The 11889-nt window shown below is 72.4% G+C and carries 9 protein-coding genes; 3 read left to right on the forward strand and 6 right to left on the reverse strand.

The genetic code is table 11. From position 1 onward, the window contains the following. Window positions 1-20: 20 nt before the first annotated feature. Window positions 21-1106 carry a DUF5937 family protein gene (locus AB0J97_RS22770; RefSeq protein WP_357708416.1) on the reverse strand — a complete coding sequence of 362 codons (1086 nt, stop codon included), beginning with the start codon at window positions 1104-1106 and terminating at the stop codon, window positions 21-23. Window positions 1107-1206: 100 nt separating this feature from the next. Here AB0J97_RS22770 and AB0J97_RS22775 point away from each other — a divergent pair, with 100 nt between their 5' ends. Next, window positions 1207-2487, forward strand: a complete 1281-nt coding sequence (locus AB0J97_RS22775; RefSeq protein WP_364091672.1) for an MFS transporter — start codon at window positions 1207-1209, stop codon at window positions 2485-2487. Here the strand turns inward: AB0J97_RS22775 and AB0J97_RS22780 are convergent. Continuing rightward, the gene (locus tag AB0J97_RS22780; protein WP_364091674.1) at window positions 2393-5023 is read right to left on the reverse strand and encodes a LuxR C-terminal-related transcriptional regulator; all 2631 of its coding nucleotides are present in this window, start codon (window positions 5021-5023) and stop codon (window positions 2393-2395) included. The two genes, AB0J97_RS22775 and AB0J97_RS22780, sit on opposite strands and share 95 nt — an antisense overlap. 65 nt (window positions 5024-5088) lie before the next feature. On the opposite strand from AB0J97_RS22780, the gene AB0J97_RS22785 reads away from it, so the two are divergent. Both AB0J97_RS22785 and AB0J97_RS22790 read left to right on the forward strand, forming a co-directional pair. Next, window positions 5089-6198 carry an epoxide hydrolase family protein gene (locus AB0J97_RS22785; RefSeq protein WP_364091676.1) on the forward strand — a complete coding sequence of 370 codons (1110 nt, stop codon included), beginning with the start codon at window positions 5089-5091 and terminating at the stop codon, window positions 6196-6198. A 351-nt stretch (window positions 6199-6549) separates the two neighbouring features. Then, window positions 6550-7974, forward strand: a complete 1425-nt coding sequence (locus AB0J97_RS22790; RefSeq protein WP_364091678.1) for a hypothetical protein — start codon at window positions 6550-6552, stop codon at window positions 7972-7974. Between the two features lie 101 nt (window positions 7975-8075). On the opposite strand, the gene AB0J97_RS22795 is transcribed toward AB0J97_RS22790, so the two are convergent. From AB0J97_RS22795 to AB0J97_RS22810, 4 genes are all read right to left on the reverse strand, one after another. Next, window positions 8076-8765, reverse strand: a complete 690-nt coding sequence (locus AB0J97_RS22795; RefSeq protein WP_364091680.1) for a DUF4097 family beta strand repeat-containing protein — start codon at window positions 8763-8765, stop codon at window positions 8076-8078. A 107-nt stretch (window positions 8766-8872) separates the two neighbouring features. After that, window positions 8873-10048 (reverse strand): alpha/beta hydrolase, encoded by a 1176-nt coding sequence (locus AB0J97_RS22800; protein WP_364091682.1) that lies wholly within the window; start codon window positions 10046-10048, stop codon window positions 8873-8875. A gap of 19 nt (window positions 10049-10067) precedes the next feature. Continuing rightward, the gene (locus AB0J97_RS22805; protein WP_364091684.1) at window positions 10068-10868 is read right to left on the reverse strand and encodes an ABC transporter permease subunit; all 801 of its coding nucleotides are present in this window, start codon (window positions 10866-10868) and stop codon (window positions 10068-10070) included. Next, complete coding sequence (locus AB0J97_RS22810; protein WP_364091686.1) at window positions 10865-11785, reverse strand: ATP-binding cassette domain-containing protein; 921 nt, start codon at window positions 11783-11785, stop codon at window positions 10865-10867. Before AB0J97_RS22810 ends, AB0J97_RS22805 begins: the two co-directional genes overlap by 4 nt. Between the last annotated feature and the right edge of the window lie 104 nt (window positions 11786-11889).

The following is an 11889-nucleotide window of genomic DNA, read 5'->3' on the forward strand; positions in this document are numbered from 1 at the left end:
GACGACACAGGAGCCGGAGGTCAGCGCAGGACGGCCGCCAGCAGGTCCGTGCCCAGCGTCGTCATCTCGGGCAGGTTGAGCGTGTAGTGGACGTAGCGCCCGTGCCGCCGGGTCGTGAGCAGGCCCGCGCGGCGCAGGACGGCGAGGTGGCGGGAGACCTCCGGGGGCGACAGCTCCCAGGCGTGGGCCAGCTCGCCGGTGGTGTGCGGGCCGCGGGCCAGGGTGCGCAGCAGCCGCAGTCGTACCGGATGGGCGAGTGCCTCCAGCCGCAGGGTGACCGTCTCCAGCGACACCGGCTCGGACGGATCCGGCTCGGCCACGGGATACTGCACCACCGGCTGCCATCCGGGCGCGTGGACCACCACCAGGTGCGGGCGGCCGAAGTCACTGGGGATGAAGGTGACCCCGGCGCCGTGGGCGGCGGTCGCATTGTCCTGCAGTTTGTCCACGACGATGCGGTTGCCGTCCGGCGTCAGGGTGACCGCGCCGGAGACCGAGGCGAGAGCCGCCCCGATGCCCTGGCGCTTCAGCAGGTCGTTCTTCAGCCGCAGGTCGGTGGCCAGCCGCACGGCGACGCCTGTCCAGGCGGCGTCGAAGAACGCCTCGGCGCACTGTTCGAGGGTGTGGCGCACCCGCGCCCGCACCGCGGCCGGGTCGGCGAGCAGCCGTTCCGCGAACGCCTCCTGACGTTCGCCGCGCGCCTGGGCCAGGTCGAGGGCCCGCTCGCGCGCGGTCGCGTCGGCGAGCGGCGACGGCGCGGCGAAGTGCACCCGATTGCTGCCGCACGTGGTGACGAGCGCGGCGGTCACATAGGTCTCGTCGTCGATCCGGTCGACATCGTCCAGCTCCTCGGCGAGGGTCTGGCGGGGCCGGGCCGGGACCAGGAAATCGGCTCGCGAGGAACGCCAGAGGAACTCCGCCTCTCGCAACCGCTCGGCCAGCTCCGGCGGCATCCCGGACCAGACGTCCCCGGCCCAGCCGGCCAGCCGCGGATGATGCCCGGGTTCGGCCAGGACGTGCAACATCGCGGTCAGTTCGGCCAGCGGGGAGGCGGCGAACCGCAGCCGCTCGGCCGGCAGCCCGGTGATGTCGATGCGCAGCGTCATCCCTCCATCATCCCTGGCCGGACGGCCGATGACGGCGTCGGTTGACGATCTCCGTCAACCGACGTGCCGCGTGCGGCGACCCGGCACGACCGTTGGCGCCATGGCACCCACCACCGGAGTCCAGCTCCGCGTCCTCCTCCGCGCCTCCGGAGGCCCCCGCTACGCCGTCGCCCTGGCCGTGGACGCGCTCGGCACCGGCCTGCTGCGGCCCTTTCTGCTGCTCTACGGGGTGACGGTGCTCGGACTGTCCGGGCCGGTCACCGGCGCCGCCATGACCGCCGGTGTCGTCGCGGGTCTCGGGTGCATGCCCGCGGTGGGCCGATGGCTGGACCGGGGCGCGCGCAGCACGGTCGTGGCGGCGTCGATGCTGGTGCGGGTGCTGGGCGTGGTGTTGCTGGCGGCCACCCCGGCGGGGAACGTCTGGTTGTTCGCGACGGCGGCGCTCTTCCTCGGCATCGGCAACCAGGCCTGGCCGGCCGCCCACGCCGCCCTCGTGGCCACGCTCTCCCACGGCCGGGAGCGCGACGCCGCCCTGGCGGGGGGCCGCGCGCTGCGCAACGCCGGCCTGGGCGCCGGTGCGCTCCTCGCCACCGCCTGCCTGGCGGGTGGCGCCGCCGCGTTGCAGGCGCTGGCGGCCGTCACCGGGCTCGCCTACCTCGTGGCGGCGGCTCTGGCGTGGTCGGTACGCGTGCACGCTCATCCGGCCGCCGCCGCGGCCGCGGCCACGGACGGGGACGGGGACGGCGAGCCCGCACCCCGGATGCGCGGGCTGCTGGCCGCCAACGTGATCTACGTCTTCTGCCTCAACGTCCCCGAGATCGCGCTTCCTCTGGTCCTGGTGACGCAGATGCACGCGTCCCCGGTGTGGTCGGCGGCCATCTTCGTGGCCAACACGGTCCTGGTGGTCACGCTGCAGGTTCCGGTCACCGTCCTGATGTCCCGCTTCTCCCGCCGGTCCGTGCTGGCGTTCGCCGGGGTGGTGCTCACCGCGTCCTACCTCGGCTTCCTCGCGGCCGCCTTCCTGGGACCCGGCTGGGGCGCCCCGGCCGTCGCGGCGGTGTCCGTGGTCTGCACCCTCGGCGAGATCATCTACGCGGGCAGCGCCACCGCGCTCGTCACCGCCCTCGCCCCGGCGCAGGTCCTGGGACGCACCCTCGCCCGCTTCCAGCTCTCCACCGGCTTCGGCCTCGCCGTCTCCCCGGCGGTCATCACCGCTCTCGCACCCCACGGCCCGGCCGCCCTCTGGGGCGGCCTCGCCACCGCGACGCTCCTGTCCGCCGGTGTCGTCAGGGGAGAACGAGCTCCGCGAGCTGGGCGCGGGCGGTCACGCCGAGTTTCGGGAAGGCCTTGTAGAGGTGCTGGCCGACGGTTCGCGGACTGAGGAACAGGTGCGCGGCGATGTCCTTGTTCGACAGCCCCTGGGCGGCCAGGTTGACGATCTGCCGTTCCTGCGGTGTGAGCTGGGCGAAGCGGTCGGCGCCGGTGTTGCGCTGGGTGCTCCAGCCGGTCGCGCCCAGCTCCGTGCGCGCCCGGTCGGCCCAGGGGCGCGCGCCGAGCCACTCGAACGTCTCCAGCGCGGCCCGCAGGTGCTCCTGCGCGTCGCCGGTCTGGCGGGCCCGGCGCAGCCATTCGCCGTACAGCAGCTCGGTGCGGGCGCGGTCGAAGGGGCGCTCGTGCGCGTCGAGCGCGGCGCGGAAGTGCGCGTCGGCTCCGGGGTCCGGGGCCATGGTGGTGGCCAGCAGGGCACGGCAGCGGGAGACCAGGGCGTCGGCCCACCGCTGGCGCAGCATCCCGGCCCAGGATTCCAGCCGGGCCAACGGCTCGGCCGCGCGGGCGCTCCTGCCGCTGCGCAGGGCCGCTTCGACCAGGTCGGGCACCAGGTGCATGGCGGGGGTTCTGTTGCGTGCCTTGCCGTACACCAGCGACTCCAGCCCGAGCAGCGCCTGCTCGGGACGGCCCTGGCCGAGGTCGAGGAGCGCGAGCGCGGCCGGGGTGGCGGTGGCGGGGTCCAGCGGCTCTCCCTGAACGGCGGCGAGCTGATCCAGCAACGCGGTGGCCAGGCGTGACCAGGCGGGTTGTCCGGTGTCCGCGGCGATGTTCACGGCCTCCTCGGCGAAGGCGCGCGCGTCGGCGTAGCGGCCGCGGGCGTGTTCGACGTGGCCCATGAAGGTCAGCGCCTGGGGCAGCAGCCCGACGCGGCCCTCTGCGCGGATGGCGGCGGTGGCGGCCAGGGCGAGCTGGTGGGTGCGGGCGTCCTGGTCGGCCAGGCCGAGTCCGCCGATCAGCAACAGGCCGCGCCGGTCGGGTCCGGCCTGGGCGCGGGCGCGCTCCACCACCTCGGCCAGCGGCGGCAGCTCGGTGGTGGGGCGGCCGAGGGTGAGCGTGACGAACCACCGGCACAGCTGGTGGACCGGGACGACGTCGTCGCCGGGCGGCACCTCCAGCGCGTCGAGCTGCTCGGCCGTACGGTGGGCCATGTCGCGGTCGCCGTCGAGCCAGATCATGGAGGCGGCGTCCAGCAGCAGCCACGCGGCCGAGCCCGGGTCGGTGGCGGCCAGGTGGTCCACGCCGGCCGACAACATCGCGTGCGCCCCTTGCAGGTGGCCCTCGCCGTAGTCGGAGCAGGCCCGCACGCGGATCAGCCGGGAGGTCAGCTCGGCGCCCGGGCTCCCAGCGCCGAGCGCCAGAGCCCTGGCCCGATCGAAGCGACCGCTGAACTCGGTGGCCTCGGCCGCCAAGGTGAGCCTGCGGGCACGTTCCCCGGCCGACGGGCTCAGCGCGGCGGCGCGCTCGTAGGCCGCGGCCGCCGCCGCGTAACCACTGCGGGCGTGGGCCCGGGTGGCGGTCTCCTCCAGCCGTCCCGCGACCTGCTCGTCGGCGGTGAGCGTGGCGGCGGCCAGGTGCCAGGCGCTGCGGTCGGCGTCGGCCGTGCCTTCCAGGACCTGGCTGAGGGTGTGGTGGATGGTCAGGCGCCGGGCCAGTGGTGTCCGCTGCCAGATGGCCGCCCGGACCAGCGGATGCCGGAACTCCAGCCGCGAGCCGTCGGCCGTCCGGATCAGACCGGCCGCGCCGATCTCTTCCAGGTGCTCGGGAGCGGAGCCCAGCACGCGCGCCGCCGCCAGCACGATCGCCGACTCGGCGGTGGCGTCGGCGGCGGCGACCTGGAGCAGGACGCGGGCCGCCGCCGACAGCCCGTCCACCTGGTGGGCGAAGGCTTCCTCCAGCCGTGAGGTGAGCGAGAGCTCCCCTTGGCTCTCGCCGGACTTCGGCAGCTCCAGGAGCGCCAGCGGGTTGCCGGCGGACTCGGCGAGGATGCGCCGCCGGAACTCCTCGGTCAGCGGGCGGGCGGCGGAGTCGAGCACCTCACCTGAGGCCGCCTCGTCCAGGCCCGCCAGCTCCAGCACCGTCAGGCCGGGCGCCGTGAACCCGGCGCGGGCGGCCAGCAGCATCGCCACCCCTTCGCCGGCCAGCCGCCTGGCCGCGATGACCAGCGCGTCCGCCGAGGCATGGTCGAGCCACTGCACGTCGTCGACCAGGCACAGCACGGGGCCGTCCTCCGCCAGCTCGGCGAGCAGCGACAGGACGGCCAGCCCGATCAGGAACCGGTCTCCCGTGCCGGCCGGGCCGAGCCCGAAGGCGCCGCGCAGCGCGGCGGCCTGCCGTTCGGGGATGCGGTCCAGATGGTCGAGCGCCGACCTGAACAGCAGGTGGAGCGAGGCGAACGGCAGTTCGGCCTCCGCCTCGATGCCGGTAGTCCGCAGGACCCGCAGGTCGCCGGCCGCCGCGGCGTGATCCAGCAGGGCCGTCTTGCCGATGCCCGGCTCGCCGAGGAGGACCAGGGCGCCGCTGACACCCGTTCGGGCGTCGGCGAGCAACGTGTCAATGATGCGCGTCTCGCGCGTTCGCCCCCGAAGCATGTGTCGCAGTATTACCTATGAGATGACTCATGCTGGCGTGTCGCCTGTTGCCTAACGTTGTGGACATGAAGCCCTTCAGTGTGAACATTGCCCAGGCCGACCTTGATGACCTGCACGAACGGCTGCGCCGCACCCGGTGGACCGGGGAGATCGCGGGGCAGGGCTGGAGCAGGGGCGTGCCGCTCGACTACCTCAAGGGGCTGGCCGACTACTGGCTCAACGACTTCGACTGGCGGGTGGCCGAGGCCGAGTACAACAAGCACCCGCAGTTCGTCACCGAGATCGACGGGGAGGACATCCACTTCCTCCACCTGCGTTCCAGTTCGGAGGACGCGCTGCCGCTGCTGCTCCTGCACGACAATCCGGGCGGTGTGATCGGGTTCCTCGACGTCCTCGAACCGTTGTCGCGAGACTTCCACCTGGTCGTCCCCTCGTGCCCGGGGGTCGGCTTCTCCGGCTACCTCTCCTCGCCGGGCTGGACCGTCCCCCGTACGGCTGCCGCCTTCGCCGAGCTGATGTCCCGGCTCGGCTACGAGCGGTACGGCACGCAGGGCGGCGGCGGTGGCGCCAACCTGGGGCTGGAACTGGCCCGCCAGGTGCCGGAGCGGCTGGTGGGCGTGCACGTCAACGCCTTCGTCGCCTTCCCCTCCCCGGAGGAGAGCGAGTTCACCGCGGACGAGCAGCGACGCCTGGGCATCATGCAGAACTTCATGCAGGAGGGCCTCGGCTTCAACCAGATCATGTCCACCCGGCCGCAGACCCTCTCCTACGGGCTGACCGACTCGCCGGTCGCGCAGCTCGCGTGGATCGTGGAGAAGTTCAAGGAGTGGACCGACTCGGCCGCCGAGCTGCCCGAGGACGCCTTCTCCCGTGACCGGATCCTGACCGACGTGAGCGTCATGTGGTTCACCGCCACCGCCGGCTCGGTGGCCAACCTCTACTACGAGATGGGCCACGACCCGGGCGCCTACGCGCCCAAGCCCCGGGTGACGGTTCCCACCGGGGTGCTGCTGGCCAGGGAGGACGTCACGATCCGCCGCTTCGCCGAGCGCGATGCCAACGTCGTGCGGTGGACCGAGCTGGCCGGGGGCGGGGCGTATCTGGCGCTGGAGTCGCCGGAGCTGCTGGTGGAGGACGTGCGGGCCTTCTACGCCGACCTCACCACCGGGGAGTGACCTTCGCGGGCATCGTGCTCGGCACTCGGCCGAGCGCGGTGCCCGCGGCCTGGCCGGTAATACGTCACCGTCATGCCGGTGAATTAACAGCGAACCGCTCCGGACACGGAAAGCGACGTTACCGATCCATGAATGCTCGCGATTCGCCGTTCAGGTCGGAATTTCGGAGACCTTAGCGCATCGCGTTGCGAGTTGTCAGCCGAATGATTAAGCGCCCCGGAAGCCCGTTCCGAGTCAGAACGGCCCCTCGCCGGTCGAATTCCCGTTTGTTGTGTCAAGTGATCATCATGGCTTATGGTGTTCGGCGTCCGGCCGAAGATTTCATCGCCGAATACCACGGGGACCCCTCATATGTCACCTCAGCAATTATTTCGATCGCGCCGTTTCCTGGTCAACCGCCTGATCAGATGGGGCGGCGTCTCGGCCGCCGCGGCGCTCGTCGCCTCGGTCATGGTGGCCGGAGCGGACGCTTGGAACGGCCAGGCCGCCATCCAGGACGCCGACCTGATGGCCATGACCAGCGGGAACACCGGGGTCGCCACGCCGACCGCGTCGCCCAGGCCGACCCGCAAGCGCAGGCCCACCCACAGGCCCACTCACAGTCCCACCGCCACCGCAAGGCCGACGAAGACGCCGACTCCGACGAAAACGCCGACGCCGTCGTCCACCCCCACCAAGACCACGACACCGACCCCCACCAAGACACCGACCCCCACCAAGACACCGACCCCCACCAAGACGCCGACCGCGTCGCCGCCCCCTTCGAACGGCTCCGCCCTCACGGCGCGGCCCAACGACGGCTCGGGCTACTGGCCGGACTTCTCCAACACCGGCTACTCCCGCACCCCCGCGAACGCCGCCGGCCTCGGGCTGGGCGCCTATCCCGGCAAGCTCACCGACTACGCGGCCGGCATGAACGCCGACAAGCCGTTGCGGGTCGAGTACCCCGACAACAGCGTCATCTCCTTCAAGCGCTTCACCGCCTCGAAGGTGTACATCTACGGTGACAACCTGACGTTCGTGGGCTGCCTGTTCGAGGGCACGAACCCCAACGACAACCTGGTGCAGATCTACTCCGACACCACCATCAAGTTCCTGTACTCGACGTTCAAGCCCAGCTCCTACGCCATGCCTCCGGGCAACGACGGCAAGGTGTCGTCCGCGCACGCCAAGCCGGGCACGCCGTTCGACAAGTCGTGGCAGCTCATGACGACGATGAAGGAAGCCGTCGCCGTCATGGACCACAACGACATCTGGGGCAACGCCGGCCTGATCATGGTGACCGGGTTCCCCGGCCGACCCTCGACGTGGACGAACAACTACATCCACGACATGGCCGACACCGCACGGGACGTCTACCACCATGACGGCATCGGTCCGCAGAGCGAGGGCAACGGCGGCCACATGATCGTCAACCACAACACCCTGGCGTCCCTGGGCAACACCAACGGCCTGGCGCTGCAGGGCAAGGGTGTCTATCAGGACGTCTCCGTCACGAACAACTACATCTCCGGATGGGGTTACGCCCTCAGCATCGGCACGGCCGACAACGCCAAGAACATCACCGTGACCGGGAACGTGTTCTCGGCCGAGCTCGACCAGCTGCACGGCTTCCTGTACGGCGGCATCTGGGGCGGCACGGCCCGCGGTTCCACCTGGCGCGACAACCGCGTCCAGGCGCGCACCGGCGACGGCAACCGCGGCTACACGCCGGCCGACAACGCCAAGTACCTGTGGCCGGCCGGCACCGCCAAGGCCACCGACTACACCGGCTGACCCACCGCGCCCGGCGCCCGTCCCTCGGCACCCGGCCGACGGGGACGGCGCCGGGCGCGTCCCGTCCTGCGGACCGGAACAGCTGTGGGCGGGGAAGCCGGTTACCCGGCCGAGACGGTGACGTTTCCGGACCCCGTGGTCAGCGACAGCTTGCGCGGCGAGGAACTGTCCTTCTTGACGGAGACGTCGGCGTCACCGGAGGTCGTTCTGGCCCGCACGTCATAGGTCTCGTCGGGGACGGTGAGCACGACGTCGCCCGAGCCGGCCGACACCTCGACGCCTTCCGGCGCGACCGCGTACTTCAGGGTGACCTGGCCAGATCCCTCCTTGACCAGGAGCTTCTTGCCGCCGAGGCCGTCGCCCTTGATGTCGCCGGAGCCCGCCTCGACGTCAAGAGGGCCGGTGAGCGACCTCAGCGTCAGGTCGCCCGACCCGGAGTTCAGCTGGACCTGCGTCCCCTTGGGGACCTCCACCTTGTACTCGACCCCGCAGGTGCCCCACGACTTCTGGCAGTCGTAGGAGACGGACAGCGTGTCGCCCTCCACCTTGTGCGCGGCCTGCGGCTTGTCGTTGCTCCAGTAGAGCCTCTCGGTCACGCTGACGTTCGTGGCGTCCGACTCGGTGACGGTCACGTCCCCGCTGCCGCTTCTGAGGTGAAGCCGCTGCACCTTCTCCTTGACCTGGTACGTGCTGGTCTCCTCGTTCTTCGGTTTGCCGATGGCGTCCAGGCCGCACCCGGTCAGGAGTACCGCGGAGGCCAGCAGGCCGCCCGCGATCGCAGTGATCTTCATGTCGTCCATCCTGTCCGGGATGCCGCCCGGCCTGCATCAGGGATGCCCCCGACGGGCCCCCGGGATTGGACGCCCCCGTCCGTGCGCGGGGTCAGGGGCGTCCTCCGTCACTCGGGCCGGTGGAAGGCGATCTCGGGGTTGGCGGCGGAGGGGCCGTCCAACAGGGGTTGCTTCCTGCCCTTGAGGTGCTGGTCGAAGAAGGCCGCGACGTAGACGCGGGTGAGCGCCGTCCCGCGTTCCGCGTCGATGGCGTCGGGGGACGACAGGCCGAGCCTGCTCTGCGCGAGGGCCAGGTCGGTGAAGGTGCTGTGCTCGGCGCGGGCGACGGTGAGCCAGCGCTTCCAGCCGTCCAGGACCTTCCAGGTCTTGTCCCAGGTGTCGTCCTTGCCGGGCGTGTGGTCGCGTTGGCTGCCCATGAGCAGGAAGGGACGCTTGCCGAGTCCGGTGGCGGGGAGGGTGGCGTCGACGGTTCCGTCCAGGTTGATCCCGGCCTTGACCCGCGGGTCGGTGAGCATGGTGGTGGAGGCGGCGTCGCCGCCGATCGAGTGGCCGGCCATGCCGATGCGCCTGGCGTCGATCAGGCCGGCGCGTTTCCAGGCGGGATGGCGGCCGGTCAGCCGGTCCAGGACGAAGGAGACGTCCTTGGCGCGGTTCCTGCTGATGGTGGCCTTGCCGCCCTCGGGAGGTCTGGGCTGGTCGCACAGGGGTGCGCAGGTGAGCAGCCCGACGCCGGGGAAGACGGTGCCGGAGGATTCGTAGGCGTGGTCGATCGAGGCGACGACGTACCCGCGGCTGGCCAGGTCCTCGGCCAGGGAGGTGAGGCTGGCACGGGGCAGGCCGAGTCCGGGCGAGAGCACCACCAGCGGGTGGCGGCCCTTCTCGGGCGGGGCGCCGGCGCGGGCGTGGGTGCGGATGCCGCTGATGACCTCGGCGGGCACGTCGGCGCCGGGGGCCTTGCGCCGCAAGAGGGACGCGGCCTCCTCCGTGCTCATGTAGGGGGCGGGCGGCCCGGTGACGGAACGGGCGGGGTAGTGGATGGAGAGCATGAGCCGACGCGGCCCCGAGGAGGGCACCCAGGGATCCTTGCGGCTCTGGTCGGCCAGGTACAGGGTGTCGCGGCCGACCGGATCGGGGCCAGTGGGGCGGGGCAGTTCCAGCCGGAGGGTGGCCGGCGACGGGGACCCGGCGCCGGTTCGCGCGGCGGACGCGGTCGCCGTGGCACAGGTCGTGGCGGTCAGGGCCAGGCAGGCCGTCAGCGGGACGGTCAGCAGAGGCGAGATCATCGCATTCCTCTCAGTACGGTCAGACGTCGCGGCGATGCACGACGACGAGGGTCAGGACGGCGGCGGCCAGCGGCCAGGCCGCGAAGACGGCCCAGGAGCCGGTCACCGTGGGAAGGGCGGGGTCGTCGCGGAGCTGGGGCAGCCCCAGGCAGGTGCGCCAGACGTAGAACGGGACCAGGGCGTACAGGTCGTTGAGCCACTGGTGGACGGTCGGCCGGAAGAAGGTCGGCACGATGACCAGCACGCCGCAGACCGAGACCACCGCGCCCGCGGTGTGCCGCACCAGCGCGCCGATGCCCATGCCGACCAGCGCCGACACCGGCGCGAGCAGGGCGTTGGCGGCCAGGACGCGCAGCACGCCGGGGTCGCCCGGCCGGACGGCGACGCCGAGATCGGACAGGATGGCCTGGCTGACGCCGAACGTGGCCGCCGAGACCAGCGCGCCGGTCACCAGCGTGACGGCGCCCACGACGACGAGCTTGGCGGCCACGACCCGGTGGCGGGCCGGGACGGCGGCCAGGGTGGTGCGGATGAGGCCGGTGGCGTACTCGCCGACGATCGTCAGCGCGCCGACGGTGCCCGCGCCGATCATGAGCAGGGTGGCGGCCAGCCCGCTGAACGCCTCGCTCAGCGGATCGAACAGGGCTTTCTCCCGCGCCGTGAAGCCGGGCCAGCTGTGGTGGGCGTTCAGGCTGCTCTGGACGGCGAACGCGACAATGGCCAGCACGCCGAGGCCGACCAGCCACCGGGTGGAGCGGAGCGACCAGAGCTTGATCCATTCGGCGGCGAGCAGGCCGCGGAAGCGGGCGGGTTCCGTCAAGGCGCACCGGCCCCGTCCATGGCCCGGTAGTCGGCATGACGGGCGGTCAGCTCCATGAACGCCTGCTCCAGCGAGGCGGCGCGGGGGGCGAGTTCCCGCAGCAGGATGCGCCGCTCGTAGGCGAGTTCGCCGACGCGGGCGGCGGTCAGTCCCGTGACGGTCAGGGCGTCGCCGTCGTCCTGTCGCACGTGGGCGCCGGCCTGGGTGAGGACGGCGGCCAGTTCGGCGGGGTCGGGCGTGCGCACGATGACGCCCGCGCCGGTGCCGCGGGCGGCGAACTCGGCCGCGCTCTCGTCGGCGATCAGCTCGCCGCGCCCGATGACGACGAGCCGGTCGGCGGTGTGTTCCATCTCGCTCATCAGGTGGCTGGAGACGAGCACCGTGCGTCCCTCGCCGGCCAGGCGGCGGAACAGGCCGCGCACCCAGCGCACCCCCTCGGGGTCCAGGCCGTTGACCGGTTCGTCGAACAGCAGCACCGGCGGGTCGCCCAGCAGCGCGGCGGCGATGCCGAGCCGCTGGCGCATCCCCAGCGAGAACCCGCCCACCCGGCGGCGCGCAGCGCTCTCCAGGCCCACGTCCCGCAGCACCTCGCCCACCCGGCGGCGCGGCAGGCCGTTGCCGGCGGCCAGCGCGCCCAGGTGGGCGGCGGCGGTGCGCCCGCCGTGCACGTCGCCGGCGTCCAGCAGCGCGCCGGCATGCCGCAGCCCGGCGCGGTGCCGGGCGAAGGGGCGCCCCTCGACGGTGGCGCTTCCGCTGGTGGGGCGGTTCAGGCCGAGGATCATCCGCATCGTGGTGCTCTTGCCGGCCCCGTTGGGGCCGAGGAACCCGGTGACGCAGCCCGGTCGCACGGTGAAGGTCAGGCCGTTGACGGCCGTCACCTCGCCGTAGCGCTTGGTCAGTTCGTTGACTTCGATCACCCGGCCAACGTTGTCGCAGGCAGGGCGGGCGGGACATCTGGCCGCGGGCCGGTTCACGCGCGAGCGGGGTGGCCCACGGGCCTATGCCCGTAGGCCGATGCCCG

It is taken from the genome of Nonomuraea sp. NPDC049607, assembly GCF_040675375.1.
Taxonomy (GTDB): domain Bacteria; phylum Actinomycetota; class Actinomycetes; order Streptosporangiales; family Streptosporangiaceae; genus Nonomuraea.